The sequence below is a fragment of the Paenibacillus xerothermodurans genome, from assembly GCF_002220865.2.
GTDB classification, from domain to species: Bacteria; Bacillota; Bacilli; order Paenibacillales; family NBRC-103111; genus Paenibacillus_S; species Paenibacillus_S xerothermodurans.
Genome location: NZ_NHRJ02000009.1, coordinates 16,236 through 29,695, shown reverse-complemented (window position 1 = coordinate 29,695; position 13,460 = coordinate 16,236). Strand labels below are relative to the sequence as shown.

General features: G+C 53.3%; 11 protein-coding genes. 5 read left to right on the top strand and 6 right to left on the bottom strand.

Going from position 1 to position 13,460, the window contains the following annotated elements:
- Nucleotides 1–14: 14 nt before the first annotated feature.
- Complete coding sequence (locus tag CBW46_RS14530; RefSeq protein WP_089200724.1) at nt 15–830, bottom strand: hypothetical protein; 816 nt, start codon at nt 828–830, stop codon at nt 15–17.
- Nucleotides 831–842: 12 nt separating this feature from the next.
- Nucleotides 843–3,041 (bottom strand): M1 family metallopeptidase, encoded by a 2,199-nt coding sequence (locus tag CBW46_RS14525; protein ID WP_089200723.1) that lies wholly within the window; start codon nt 3,039–3,041, stop codon nt 843–845.
- A gap of 117 nt (nt 3,042–3,158) precedes the next feature.
- Between CBW46_RS14525 and CBW46_RS14520 the strand changes: the two genes are divergently transcribed.
- Nucleotides 3,159–3,674, top strand: a complete 516-nt coding sequence (locus CBW46_RS14520; protein WP_089200813.1) for a YwhD family protein — start codon at nt 3,159–3,161, stop codon at nt 3,672–3,674.
- Nucleotides 3,675–3,825: 151 nt separating this feature from the next.
- On the opposite strand, the gene CBW46_RS14515 is transcribed toward CBW46_RS14520, so the two are convergent.
- A complete protein-coding gene (locus CBW46_RS14515; RefSeq protein ID WP_089200722.1) occupies nt 3,826–4,944 on the bottom strand; it encodes an NADH-dependent flavin oxidoreductase in 1,119 nt (372 codons plus the stop codon).
- A gap of 414 nt (nt 4,945–5,358) precedes the next feature.
- On the bottom strand, nt 5,359–7,434 hold the full coding sequence (locus CBW46_RS14510) for a transglycosylase domain-containing protein (protein WP_089200721.1): 2,076 nt from the start codon (nt 7,432–7,434) through the stop codon (nt 5,359–5,361).
- A 305-nt stretch (nt 7,435–7,739) separates the two neighbouring features.
- Between CBW46_RS14510 and speE the strand changes: the two genes are divergently transcribed.
- Nucleotides 7,740–8,567 carry a polyamine aminopropyltransferase gene (speE, locus tag CBW46_RS14505; RefSeq protein WP_089200720.1) on the top strand — a complete coding sequence of 276 codons (828 nt, stop codon included), beginning with the start codon at nt 7,740–7,742 and terminating at the stop codon, nt 8,565–8,567.
- Between the two features lie 66 nt (nt 8,568–8,633).
- Entirely contained in the window at nt 8,634–9,503 is an 870-nt protein-coding gene (speB, locus tag CBW46_RS14500) for an agmatinase (RefSeq protein ID WP_089200719.1), read from the top strand.
- Between the two features lie 118 nt (nt 9,504–9,621).
- Here speB and CBW46_RS14495 read toward each other — a convergent pair whose 3' ends face one another.
- Nucleotides 9,622–10,467 carry a metallophosphoesterase gene (locus CBW46_RS14495; RefSeq protein ID WP_243633323.1) on the bottom strand — a complete coding sequence of 282 codons (846 nt, stop codon included), beginning with the start codon at nt 10,465–10,467 and terminating at the stop codon, nt 9,622–9,624.
- A gap of 69 nt (nt 10,468–10,536) precedes the next feature.
- A complete protein-coding gene (locus CBW46_RS22190; RefSeq protein WP_089200717.1) occupies nt 10,537–10,812 on the bottom strand; it encodes a DUF6886 family protein in 276 nt (91 codons plus the stop codon).
- Nucleotides 10,813–10,953: 141 nt separating this feature from the next.
- Here CBW46_RS22190 and CBW46_RS14485 point away from each other — a divergent pair, with 141 nt between their 5' ends.
- Nucleotides 10,954–12,987 carry a beta-galactosidase gene (locus CBW46_RS14485; RefSeq protein WP_089200716.1) on the top strand — a complete coding sequence of 678 codons (2,034 nt, stop codon included), beginning with the start codon at nt 10,954–10,956 and terminating at the stop codon, nt 12,985–12,987.
- 47 nt (nt 12,988–13,034) lie between these two features.
- The gene (locus CBW46_RS14480) at nt 13,035–13,451 is read left to right on the top strand and encodes a YwiB family protein (protein WP_089200715.1); all 417 of its coding nucleotides are present in this window, start codon (nt 13,035–13,037) and stop codon (nt 13,449–13,451) included.
- The last annotated feature ends 9 nt before the right edge of the window (nt 13,452–13,460 follow it).

Sequence of the window (13,460 nt, the reverse complement as noted above, 5' to 3'; positions counted from 1 at the left end):
CTTGTCTATGCCGGCTAATCTATTTGCGTACTCCAGAGTGCATACTGAGTGGTGATGGCCCACATTTTCAAAAACATATGCACGAGCCGAAATGCTTGCAAACCGAGGAACGCGGCGAATCCGGCCCACAGCATTGCAGCACCCGTTACGGCGGCGGATATGCAAGCTGTCACCAAAAACACTCCGACAGCCAACAGCGTCACCGACAGCACGTTTCGGCACAGCACCTGCAGCACCTTGCCCGCCGGCAGCCGCTTCAGTTTACCAAACTGCATGTACATGACCATGATTTGGACCACGAATACGTACACAATGTAACCCGCGATGAGCGGCGCCGCATCCCAGGCCAAAGAAGAGAGATTGGCTTGGTGCGCATACGCTGCTGTTACTCTTCGGACAAGCAGATACAGAGGAGCTAGGATTAACAAGGTCTGCAATGCGTACAGTCCGGCAAATGCAAGTGCGTACTGGCGGATACCTTGAACGAACCGGTAGCCTGCATTCACACCAGTATGTTCCAGTGAATAAAAGACCCCGGCATTCAACAGAGGGGTGATAATCATCCGGGTGAGCAGCAGGCAGACCGCCCACCAGACATAGGGATGAATCAGGTCGGTTTTCATGAGTTGAAACTGCGCTTCCGCCCAGAACAGCTGAACGGCTTCTCGGGACAATTCATCCCCCGGATACCGGTGGAGGAGAGGCACCACGACAGAGCGGACCATGCGGTATAAGAGCACTCCCCAGCACAGGTTGTATATAAACAGCATGCATACCGCAAACGGCTGCTGCCATGCCAATCCCCAGCCGATTTTCATCGTTTTCCACATCTGAATTCCACCTCACCAAGCGACCCAATTGCATAAGGTCTCCATAAATTTCACTACTCCCATGTTCCAGCGGGCGGTCAGTGTCGGATCCACGTTGGTTTTCATAAAGCTGTTGATCCGTTTGTTTTCAAGTATGATCGTCTTTTCAGGATCAATCACTACCCAGTCGAGCTGAGCGGGATGGTTTAGTTTGAATTGCACGGCCTCGTTCTTGCCGTCCCAGGTTTTATCGAGCTGTGAACCATCGGCAAAGTGAAACCGGATAGGGATGTCGTGATACGTGCCGTCCTTTTTTTGCACCAGTACAGTATTCTCGTATGCTTGTTTGCCATCAGCGAGCACCTGTCTCGTTTGAATGCCTCCCACGGCGTAGTCTACCATGTGTCCATTGTATATGTACTGGTCGAAAAAATGAGACCAGCTTGTATTAGTCGTGTTCTCCAATACTTTCTGGAAATCAGCCGTGGTCGGGTGGCCGAACTTCCATTTTTGGAAATATGCTTTCAGCACACGACTCATGAGCTCCGTACCTATTTCTGATTCTATGGATTTGAGCACCAGCTTGGAACGTGTGTACACATTTCCAGCATATTCACCATGCTGACCGTAGCTCCAGGAGTTCAGCTGCAGAGGTCTTGGCGAGGTGATGTAGCTTGCCTCTATCGCAAGATTCGGTCGCACGTCATACTCAAGCTCCATGAATTTATCCTCGGCGTATGAGGCGAAGCCCTCGTCAAGCCACGCCTCTTCAAACTCATTGTTGGCAACGATGCCATACCAGAATTGGTGGGCGATTTCGTGCACTATGACGCGCTCGAGCTCAAGGTCCGGCTGCTCTTCGGCTGCGCCCCACCCGGTCACCAGTGTCGGATATTCCATACCGCCTGCGCCATTGCCGTTTTCCGGGGGGATTACGATGGAAAGGGTGGAATACGGATAGCTTCCGTACCACTGTGAATAGCGGGCTAATGCCTTTTTGGCCGCGGTCATGTAGCGCTGTTTTAGATGATCATGCTTCGGATCCAGATACAGTTTGATCCGCACACCAGGCAGATGGGACGTTGCGTAAGGCTCCTCATAATAGATGAAGTGGGGCGAGGCAGCCCAGGCGAAGTCGTGTACATCGTCGGCGTAAAATGTATATGTTTTCGTTTGTCCATCTTGTGTGGCAGGTTTAATGGGAAAACCGGTGGCAGCTACCGTGTAATCGGCAGGCACTTTGATACGTACATCATATAGCCCAAAGTCCGCATAAAACTCCGAGTTGCCATGATACTGATGCAAATTCCAGCCCTCCGCGGTCCTGCCCCGCAAGCCTGCCGGCTCGTAGACCGCAAGCTTCGGGAACCATTGTCCGGCCATGACGAAGTCTCCCGCGTAACCCATACGTGCAAACACCGCCGGGAGCTTTACGTCGTAGGCGCAATTCAAAGTTATGCGGTCACCCGGATTCACCGGCGCCGGGAGCGTCAGCTTCATCAATGTACGGTCTTCTTTATTGCCGTCGTCAGGCTGCACGAATTCCATGCGCGAGGACAATTCCTGACCATTGCGTGTTTTGATGCTCGTAATGTCCATGCCTCCCACACTGGCAGCAGTGCTCTTGTCATTGCGCAGTCTGCCGCCGGATTCTTTCATGAAGGTTGTTTTTTCGGAGTTGAATGCGTTTGGGTATAAGTGAAAGTAGAGCTCCCGTACAGGCACACTGCCCGGGTTTTTCCAAGTGAACGTTGAAGTGCCCGAGAGGCGCTTGTCCTCGGCGTGCAATTCCACCTCCAGGTGATATTCCACAATGCGATCACTCAAAGGCTGAGGCGCCGGCTTCTCTATCGGTTTCGCCGGCGGGCTAGGCGGAGCGGGTGAGGTAAGAGGCGGCGCAGGCTGCTGCGTCGGCGCCGCCGAATCCATATGGCCCGCCATGGCCGATACCGTCGGGCGCCCGTGCCCGTTGGGCATACCATCCGCGCCCGCCAGGACCGCAGTGCCTTGACGCTCATTCGGCTCGTCCATTGCCGCGGCAGATAATAGAGATTGAGCCATTAGTTGCTCCGCTGGCTGGCGTCCGCCATATTGCTGCAGCCGGGACGAAGCGGATTCGGTCGGTATCGCCGCGGCTGGCGGCAGCGAAGCTTGGCTTGCCCAGGAGGCTCCGCAGGCTAACAGAAGTAGAACGGACCATTGCACCGTTCGGTTGCCGAGTCGTTTTTTCATCTCATTTTCACCCCGTTGACAAGCATCTAGAGCATGTATATGTTTGCAAATTGAGGATTATTAGCTAAAATGATAAGTAACGATAAAACTTATTTCACAAATTGGATGGTGCCATCGATGGATATAAATAAAGATCAAGCTGGAGAAAAGCCAAAGAAACTGCCTGCGCTCAACATCGTTAGCGGTAAAGTCGAGCACCGCGGCTTTGGAGCCGGCTCAATTGATTTAAGCCAGTTATCGAGCGTGATCATAGACGGTGACGAAGCGTATCTGGATATGGGGGCCTTGCACGCGAAGAGTAAGGTGGAGAAGGGTATCAAGTTCTCCGCGAACAAGGAAGATGTTCCGAACGGCAGGCCATATTGGATAGTTTGGGTAGCGGTAGACCGTAAGCCGGAAGGCAGCTATTATGCGGGCGTGACCTCATGTGAAATGCTTGTGGACCGGGAAGCCAGACGCGGGTGGAAAATCCTAGCGGACCATGTCAACCGCATGGACTATGCTTTGAAGCGGCGCGTCATGTTGGACAATATCGGCCAGCGTGAAAAGGCAGCGCTGAAAAAACTCCTGATGGAGTATAACCCAGAAATGTGGGCAAATTCAGAGGACACCTTGAAACAGGCGCTCGCCTAACACCCAAAATATGGCGATTATGTGACGCGCATTGTGCTTTACAACTTTCTGGATGTATACTAAATTTTAGTATATGCGACATATACTAGGACAGCAAAAAGACAGACCGTGTGGTCTGTCTTTTTGTGTTGGATAACTCGGTATTTGCGGCTCAGACAACCGGGAACCAGCCGGGGGTGTTGATGATGGCCTGCCATAGCGGATCAGGGATTAACAGACGCTCTTGATCATCTTTAGATATCGTGGTTTTAATTTCAGACTCACGGCCTTCTGCCACTTTCTGTGCCCAATCAGGTTCCACAATCAGTTCTCGGCCCAGCGCAATTAACGGCACGCCGGTGTTGAGGGCTTTGATCGCGTCATCAGCCGTGTGAATGGAGCCTACGCCGATGACAGGCGCCCTATCCCCGACGGTTTGCAGAATCCATTCGATGCGAGTCCGGCTGTCGTCGACCCCGCGGCGAGGGTGCGACCAGAAATCCATTAACGACACATGCAGATAGTCGAGGTTTTTGTCCGCCAACGCTTCGAGTAATTTTAGTGTGTCGGCCATCGTAATGCCTACTGCTTCCGGCTCCTCCGGTGAAAACCGGTAGCCGACAAGAAATGGCTGTTTTGCATGCTGCGCAACAACCCGCTGCACTTCATCCACAACGGCGAGCGGGAACGCCATCCGCCGTTCAAGACTGCCGCCCCAGCGATCATCGCGACGGTTGGAGTGGGCGGAGAAAAACTGCTGGATCAGATAACCGTTCGCTCCATGGATTTCGACACCGTCATAGCCGGCTTCAATCGCTCTGCGCGTCGTTTCTCCAAAATCACGCACGATGGATTGAATCTCCTCATCGGATAGAGCGCGAGGAACTACACTGCCTTCCTGCTCGGCTGCAATCGCGCTTGCGCTCACGACATCGCCATCCACCAAATCCGGGGGACACATACGCCCTCCATGGAAAATTTGCAGTACCGCCCGGGCGCCTTGCTCTTTTATTGCGGTTGCTAAGCGCCGCAAGCTGGGAATGATTTCATCGGTGTGACCGGCGAACTCGCCTGCAAAGCCCTTACCGTTTCGGGTTACATATGTACATGCTGTGATGACTGTGCCTACCCCGTTCGCTCTACGGCGATAATATTGCACCTCAGAGTCCGATACAGTGCCATCGTCGTTTGAGGCGAAGTTCGTCATAGGAGCCATGACCACGCGATTTTTTAACTGCACTCCGCTGCGTAACGTCAATTCCTCGAATAAAGCTTTGTACTTTGCGTCCATTCAGTCTATACCTCCAGCTGTCAGTTGTTAGTACCATGATGCTTCCATATTTTTAATTACTTACATAAGTATAGTTATTGTTTAACCGTTGTGCAAGTATTGCACTTCGTTGAGGCTCAGTAGTGTCTGCTCGTTCAGTGCAAGCATGTGCAGTGGGGCGACGAAGAAAAAATGCATGCAGGCTGCCCCGACAACGACCACTCTACTGCGTCGGCAGCTCTTGGGCGCAACCGAAAAAGCCGTCCCGGCAGCAGATGATTCTACTGCCAGGACAGCTCACACAATAAGGGGCTGCGTTAGCCAGATGCATTCGCATAATTGCCTGCGGCGGAGCAGAGCTTGCGGCCACCGGCAGCGTCCGCTTGTAGCAAGCGAAGCGGCTCAGCCGGCTGCGGCGTGCCAGGGTGGGCGGAGTTACTCGTTCCACCAGCGTTTGAGATCTTCCCACCATGATCCGTTGCCTTTCGGCTTTGCCGTCTTAGCATCCTCGTCCTCGCCAAGGTGTTGCGTGCAGTATTCCGTCGGCTCCGTCCCAGCGATGAACGCCTCCATCCTCGAGGCAGGACATCCTTCGTTGGCGAGTTTGCCGCTCACGGGATCAATATAAACACTGACAACACCCTCGGGCATCGGAAACAGCTTCGGCGGTACGGATTCAAGAGCGCGCTCCGTGAACTCCGCGAAGATGGGCGCTGCCAAATGGGACTCGACCGCGCTGATGTTGCGGTCCTTGTCGTAACCCACCCAAACGGCGGTGGACAACTCGGGCGTGTAACCCACCAACCACGCATCGGTATTGGTCGTGCCCGTCTTGCCCGCCACCGGCCTCTTCAGCACGCGCGACACACGGCTGCCGGTGCCGCCTTGCTCGAACACGCTCTCCATAAGATGTGTCATTACATAGGTTGAAGGCGGATCCAGCACCAGTTCCTCTGCCGGATGTGCTTCATGCAGCAGCTTTCCGCGGCTGTCCTCAATACGGACAATCGCGGTAGGCTCGACACGCACGCCCTGGTTCGCGAAGATAGCGAATGCCGACGCCATCTCATACGGGCTCACCGGAAATGTACCGAGCGCCAATGACGGCAAAGGCTTCATCGGACTATGAATTCCCATTTTACGTGCTGTGTCAATCACGTTATCCGCTCCGACGTCGAGCAGGGTATGGACCGCAAAAATATTGTCCGACTTGGCGATCGCCTGACGCAGGTCGATCCAATCGTAATATGTATTCCCGAAGTTGCCAGGTGTGTAAGTTTGGCGTCCGTTGTCATAAGTGAAGGTGGTCGGTTCGCTTTTTACCCGCGTGACCGGTGTATATTTCTTTTGCTGTAACGCCGTTGCATACACGATCGGCTTGAATGCGGAGCCGGGCTGACGAGAATCGGCGAACACACGGTTGTACTGGTTCTCCCCATAGTTCCGTCCGCCGACCATAGCCCGAATGTAACCGTTTCGGGGATCGATCGCTACCAAGGCAGCTTGAATTTCATTGAATTTGCTCAGCTGTTGACTGATGACCTCTTCGGCCGCCTTTTGTGCATTCAAGTCCAGAGTTGTATAGATTTTGAACCCGCCATCTTCCAACTGTTCTTCACTGACGGCGAGCATTTCTGCTGCAGCGCTGCGCACGTAATCGCGGAAGTAACCGGCGATGGCAGGCTTCTTTGGTTCCAAGGGCCGAATCGTGAGCTTTTCTTTCGCCGCTTGATCCGCTTCCTCCTGAGTAATCGCTCCGGACACTACCATAGTTTGCAGCACCGTTTTTTGGCGGTCCTTCGCGTTCACGGCGTCATAGTAAGGTGAATAATAACGGGGTCCTTTCGGTATTCCCGCGAGCATCGCGCTTTCCGCCAGACTAAGATCGGCCGCATTTTTACCGAAAAACAGCCTTGCCGCAGCCTGAATGCCGTATGTGGAATGGCCGTAATAAATCTGGTTCAAGTACTCTTCCAAAATCTCATCCTTGTCCATTTGCAGTTCCATCTGCACGGCATAATACGTTTCTTTGATCTTACGCGTCCACGTACGTTCATGAGAGAGATACAGGTTGCGGGCGAGCTGCTGGGTGATGGTGCCGGCCCCTTGCACTTTGGACATATGCTGTAAATTCACCACAGCCGCCCGCGCGATACCCCTCACGTCGAATCCATAGTGGTGATAAAAACTGCGGTCCTCGATGGCGAGTGTTGCCTTGATCAGCTTCGGTGAAATGTCCGCAAGAGTTACGCGCTGCTGATTGATCCCTCCGTTCATCACTTCTACCACTTCACCATGTATGTCGTATAATTCGGTCGCCGGCATCATTTTGGACACAGGGAGTGCCTGGGAACGCATAAAAAGGAGGATAATGATTAGGGCGGCAGAGGTTAGAATCAATGAGGAAACGCACAATGCTCCCAGCCTCTTCAGACGCCGGAACCAACGCGAGAGCGGAGTATCACTGTCAGATCGGGCAGAGCTGCTGTTGTGTATGTCGGCCACGGCCATTCATTTCCTTTCGCAACAAGGCAGCGGAAACGCCACATCGTCGTTGATTTTTACCTATTATAAATCGTATCGTACTTACTTACTTTCCAGTATGGAAAAACATAGAAACAACTATTCATCACACACGCGGTTGACATTAATTTTTTTTGAACCAAAGCGTTACCGTGCCGCATGAGTTTGCAATTTCGGGAGGATACACTATAATACAACATGACGCACAACTGCTGGGTAGTATTAACATCCGAAAAGCATCCGATCGAAGCTATTTTACAATGATTCTGAGACCAAGAAGGGTGGATAAAATAATGGAATTGTGGTACACGGAGAAACAAACCGAAAATTATGGTATTACTGCAAAAATCCGCGAGACGCTTGTAACGGAAAAAACCGAATTTCAAGATCTTGCTATCATCGATACAGTGGAGTTCGGGCGCATGCTTGTTCTCGACGGCATGGTTATGACGACAGAGAAGGATGAGTTTGTCTACCACGAAATGGTGGCACATCCAGCTCTGTACACGCATCCCAACCCGAAGCATGTTCTCGTGGTAGGCGGCGGCGACGGCGGCGTAATCCGCGAAGTAATGAAGCATCCGAATGTCGAGAAGGCCGTGCTCGTTGACATTGACGGCAAGGTCATTGAGTACTCGAAAAAGTTTTTGCCATCGATTGCCGGAGAATTGGACAACCCTCGTGTCGAAGTACTCGTGAACGACGGTTATATGCACATCCATGATCATAAAAACGCGTACGATGTCATTATGGTCGATTCCACCGAACCGGTCGGACCCGCTGTGGAGCTGTTCAGCCGCGGATTTTATCAGGGGATCTATGAATCGTTAAAAGAGGACGGCACCTTCGTCGCACAAACGGACAACCCCTGGTTCAAAGCTGATCTCATCCGCAACGTTAACCGTGACGTAAAAGAAATTTTTCCGATCGTGCGCGTATATTGCGCCAACATCCCGACATATCCGAGCGGCCTTTGGACTTTTACAATGGGCAGCAAAAAGTATGATCCGCTTCAGGTGGATGAAACGAAGATTCCGGAGATCGATACAAAATATTATTCCCCGCGTCTACATAAGGCGGCCTTCGTGCTGCCGAAGTTCGTAGAGGATCTCTGCAAGTAAATCTTAAGTAACAGAGGTTAGCAAAAACACACTGTTAGCCAGTATATAGTAGAAGGAAGTGGTCACATGCGTTTGGATCAAGCCTATTCCGGCAATGTATTCATACTGAGCTCCGACAATTATGCCGATTCCCGTGCGGTAATCTATGGCATGCCTATGGATTTTACGGTTAGCTTTCGCCCCGGTTCCCGGTTCGGCCCTCCTCGTATCCGAGAGATGTCCGTCGGTCTGGAGGAATACAGCCCTTACCTCGATAAAAGCTTAGAGGATATCACATACTTTGATGCCGGCGACCTGCTCCTGCCTTTCGGCAACGCGGCGCGCAGCTTGGACATTATTGGTGATTACGTACGCCAGCTGCTAAACGACGGCAAAGTGCCGATCGGGCTCGGTGGAGAACATCTCTGCACGTGGCCGGTAATACGTGAAATGTACGCGAAGTACCCGGATCTGGCAATCGTCCATTTCGACGCCCACGCCGATCTCCGTGAGCATTACGAAGGCGAGCCGTTGTCCCACTCCACTCCTTTGCGCAAGGTAGCGGCATTGATGGGTGGTAAAAATATATACCAATTCGGCATTCGCTCCGGTTCCCGTGAGGAGTTCAAGTACGCCCGTGAAAATGTGAATTTTCATCCGTTCGACGTATTGGAACCATTGAAAAAGGTGCTGCCGGAGCTCGCGGGCCGTCCAATCTACTTAACGATTGACATCGACGTCCTTGACCCGTCCGCCGCTCCAGGCACGGGCACAGCGGAAGCGGGGGGTATCACATCCAAGGAGCTGTTAGCGGCAATCCATGCGATGGCCGAGGCCGGCTTGAACCTGGTTGGTGCCGATGTTATGGAAGTCGCGCCTGTGTATGATCCTTCCGAGCAAACGCCAATCGTGGCATCCAAGTTGATTCGTGAAATTCTGCTTGGTCTCGTGAAATAAAAAATAGACGAAAGGCAGTTCCTGACGCCATAATGGCTCCAGGGGACTGCCTTATTTTTTTCTTTGGCCAGACGCGACTCCCGCCGGCAGCACCCATCATTGCATCAGAAGGGAATTCTCAGCCCCTGCGCAGAGTGAAAACGGTCAATTCAGGGCGACACCAAAACCGGATAGGCAGCACAGAAACCCCAATGCCCCGGTTGGTATACACATGCAGCTTGCCGTCTCCCAGACGATGAAGTCCGTCCACATACTTAACGCCATACGCAGGTGCTAGTAGATGCCCGTAAAACGGCAGCCGGACCTGTCCGCCGTGACTGTGGCCGGAAAATTGCAGGTCGATCGGGTACTGCAGCGCGATGTCGGCGAAATCGGGGCAATGCGACAATAGCAGATTGAACTCGCCAGGGGGGACGGACCGAAGCGCTTTGCCCAGATCGGGTTTGCCTTCCCACATATCATCGACTCCGCTTAACCAAATGCGGGCACCGCCGCGTTTTATAGGGATCGCCCGGTTGGTAAGCAGCGCGAATCCGCCGTCGGTGAGAACCTGGCCGATGGAGTCATGTACCTTGGCGTAATAATCATGGTTGCCGAGCACCGCCCCTTTGCCTAGCGGAGCTCGCAGGCCTCGCAAAACTTGCGCAGCTTCCTCTCCGTCGTCTATCACCGTATCGAATAAGTCACCGGTGAAACAGATAAGATCAGGCTGCAGTGATTGAATATGATCAGCCAGCTCCGCTAAATTTGCCACCGTATAATTAAAGCCAAGATGTACGTCGCTAAACTGCACCACACGAATATTGTCGAACTCGGCGGGCAGCCGTTTGAGAGACAGTGTCACGTGGCGGGTGTGCAGCCATTCGGGCTCCGCGTACCGCGCATACCCAAAACCTGCGAACGGTGCGGCTACGGCACCCGCGATTGTATATGCAGCTCGTTTCAGAAAAGCGCGTCTATTCATTATCATCTCATCCATTCTTTAATTTGCCGCGTATCCCGTGCGAATGAGCGAGAAGTAGTAGGTGCGATTCTAGGCACCATCCGGCGGCTCGGCGCCAAACGTTGGCGTCAGCCTCAATTCGACATTCTCTGCGGCGAGCCGGTCAAGCAAGCTGCTTACCGGCGTGACAGCGCAACGGAACGACTGTGCCACGGCTACATAGTAGCTCGCATTTTGAGCTTGCAAATGGAACCGTTCCGGCCCAAAATGATATATATAATTGCGTGTCCAGCATGCCAGAGTAACCCCCTTGTTCGGCCGGTATTTGGCAAAAAGTTCTACTACATAAACGCGGCGAACCAGCAAAGGTTGCTCGGAGGGCGGAACTTTTCTGTGACCGGTTGGAGCACAGAGCTGGCGGTGATTTGTTCTGTCGGCGGACGAAAACCATTGTGCATATCGCGATGGGGAACTAGGTGCGCAAATAACAATGGGAGGCGATGAGTAATGCCTGTATCAAAAAAGCTGCCACAACTGTTTTATGGAGGCGATTACAATCCTGAGCAATGGCCGGAGGATGTTTGGCTGGAGGACATGCGGTTAATGAAGCAAGCCGGCGTGAACATAGTGAGCGTTGGCATTTTCAGCTGGGCTATCCTGCAGCCGAATGCGGAGAACTATGATTTTGGTTGGCTGGATCGTCTTATGAATTTACTGGCAGACAATGGGATCATGGCAGATCTCGCGACAGCAACGGCAAGTCCCCCAGCTTGGCTCGCTCAGCTGCATCCGGAATCACTGCCGGTGGACGAGAACGGGGTGCGCTTTTCGCACGGATCCAGACAGCATTACTGTCCCAACAGCAAGGCATTCCGCCATTACGGCCAAGGACTGGTCCGGCGGCTGGCCCACCGCTACAAGGATCATCCTGCATTGGCCATGTGGCATGTAAACAATGAGTACGGCTGCCATGTGTCGCGCTGCTATTGTGCTGAATGCACGGTCCGCTTCCGCGAGTGGCTGCAGCAGCGTTACGGCACGGTGCAGGAGTTGAACGCCCGTTGGGGGACCAATTTCTGGAGCCAGAAGTATTATGCCTGGGACGAAATCGCCCTCCCCGCCAAAACGCCGACCTTCGCTAATCCCGGACAGCAATTGGATTATATGCGTTTTATGTCCGACAGCCTGCTCGACGCTTATTTGGGTGAATATCGGATTCTTAAGCAAATCACACCGGACGTACCGGTGATGACTAATTTTATGGGCGCGTTCAAACCGCTGGATGAGTTCGAATGGGCGAAGCACATGGACGTCGTCACTTGGGACAGCTATCCGGAGCCAACTGCAGGCATACCTGTTGCTGCAGCTATGCAGCATGATCTGATGCGGAGCCTTAGAGGAGGACAGCCGTTCATCCTTATGGAGCAGGTGACCAGCCAAGTCAATTGGCGGCAGCGGAATCCTCTTAAGCGGCCCGGCGTGATGCGTTTGTGGAGCTACCAGGCGATAGCCAGAGGCAGCGACGGTGTGATGTTTTTCCAGTGGCGGCAGTCACGGGCTGGAGCGGAAAAGTTCCATGGCGCTATGGTCACGCACACCGGGGATGAGAACGGCCGAGTGTACCGGGAGGTAGCGCAGCTGGGCAACGAGTTGAAGCGATTGCAAGCGCTGGTCGACACTAGGATTGAAGCCAAGGTAGCCATTTTGTTCGATTGGCATAACTGGTGGGCGCTGGAGCTTGATTCCAAGCCCAGCCGGGATGTGCTGTTTTTGGAGCAAATCGGCCATTATTACAAAGCCTTGTTCGACGCCGGCATTGCAGTTGATTTTGTGCAGCCGCATGCGGACTTGAACAAGTATCGGTTGGTGATCGCACCGGCGCTGTATCTGATTGGACCCGGCGTGTCAGACAACCTTGAAGCCTATGTACAGCAGGGCGGCACTTTATTGACGACGTTTTTCAGTGGAATCGTGGATGAGAATGATCGCATCCATCTTGGCGGTTATCCCGCCCCTCTCCGCAAGCTGCTAGGATTGTGCGTCGAAGAATTCGACCCGATGCTGCCTGATCAGACGAATGGACTTCGCGTGAGGGGGCAGGGGGATCTGGATGGCGACTACAAATGCACATTATGGGCGGATATCATCCGGCTGGAAGGCGCCGAGGCGCTAGCGTCGTTTACAGCTGACTTTTTCGCGGGGTCGCCGGCCGTCACGGCACACACATTCGGTCAGGGCAAAGCATACTATGTGGGCACCCATGCTGAAGATGCCTTTGTCGCAGGTATGCTTCGGCGCATTCTCAGCGATCTGGGTGTGCAGCCACCAGTTATGACTCCGTTAGGGGTGGAAGTGAGTGAACGGAGAGCCGAGGGCAGGAGCTATATCTTCCTGCTCAATCACCTGGATCAGCCTGCGGAGGTGCAGCTGCCGGCAGCAGGCTTCACCGATTTGATCAGCGGACGCAAACTGCAGGGCTCTGTTCGATTGAGCGCTAACGAAGTGCTCATTCTTCATAAGGATACGGAGCACGCCGTTTGAAAAACTGTTGTTCATTAGCTACACTAGCCAATGAACAGGAGGCAACTATGGAGAATTCACCGAGGAAGGTACGTGTCGTCATCGAGAGCAGCACAGGTAACGAACACATCAGCCAGGATGCCGACGGCGAGTTGTATGCCAAAGGCAATCATTATTATCTTCGATACAATGAGGCAAGCGCGGAGATGGCGCGCACGGTGACTACCATCCGGCTTGGGCCGGACAGCATCCGAGTCATCCGGCAGGGAGCTTTACGTTCGGAGCAGACCTTCGTACGAGGGCAGAGGCTGCATGGCTATTACGACACCCCGCAGGGCAAGCTTGGCTTGGAAACGAAGACGGACGCCTTGGCCGTTGATTTGATTGACGGACTTGGCGTTGTCGAATGGAGCTATGAGTTGTATGTTATGGGCGAGTTGTCCGGAACATACCGGCTGCGGTTGACCGTCAGCGCACGGGGGTAAATCCTGGCA

What these genes read in the sequence shown, in the direction of transcription:
- CBW46_RS14530 (WP_089200724.1), bottom strand. Translation starts at nt 830, where the DNA reads ATGTGGAAAACGATGAAAATCGGCTGGGGATTGGCATGGCAGCAGCCG.
- CBW46_RS14525 (WP_089200723.1), bottom strand. Translation starts at nt 3,041, where the DNA reads ATGAAAAAACGACTCGGCAACCGAACGGTGCAATGGTCCGTTCTACTT.
- CBW46_RS14520 (WP_089200813.1), top strand. Translation starts at nt 3,159, where the DNA reads ATGGATATAAATAAAGATCAAGCTGGAGAAAAGCCAAAGAAACTGCCT.
- CBW46_RS14515 (WP_089200722.1), bottom strand. Translation starts at nt 4,944, where the DNA reads ATGGACGCAAAGTACAAAGCTTTATTCGAGGAATTGACGTTACGCAGC.
- CBW46_RS14510 (WP_089200721.1), bottom strand. Translation starts at nt 7,434, where the DNA reads ATGGCCGTGGCCGACATACACAACAGCAGCTCTGCCCGATCTGACAGT.
- speE (WP_089200720.1), top strand. Translation starts at nt 7,740, where the DNA reads ATGGAATTGTGGTACACGGAGAAACAAACCGAAAATTATGGTATTACT.
- speB (WP_089200719.1), top strand. Translation starts at nt 8,634, where the DNA reads ATGCGTTTGGATCAAGCCTATTCCGGCAATGTATTCATACTGAGCTCC.
- CBW46_RS14495 (WP_243633323.1), bottom strand. Translation starts at nt 10,467, where the DNA reads ATGAATAGACGCGCTTTTCTGAAACGAGCTGCATATACAATCGCGGGT.
- CBW46_RS14485 (WP_089200716.1), top strand. Translation starts at nt 10,954, where the DNA reads ATGCCTGTATCAAAAAAGCTGCCACAACTGTTTTATGGAGGCGATTAC.
- CBW46_RS14480 (WP_089200715.1), top strand. Translation starts at nt 13,035, where the DNA reads ATGGAGAATTCACCGAGGAAGGTACGTGTCGTCATCGAGAGCAGCACA.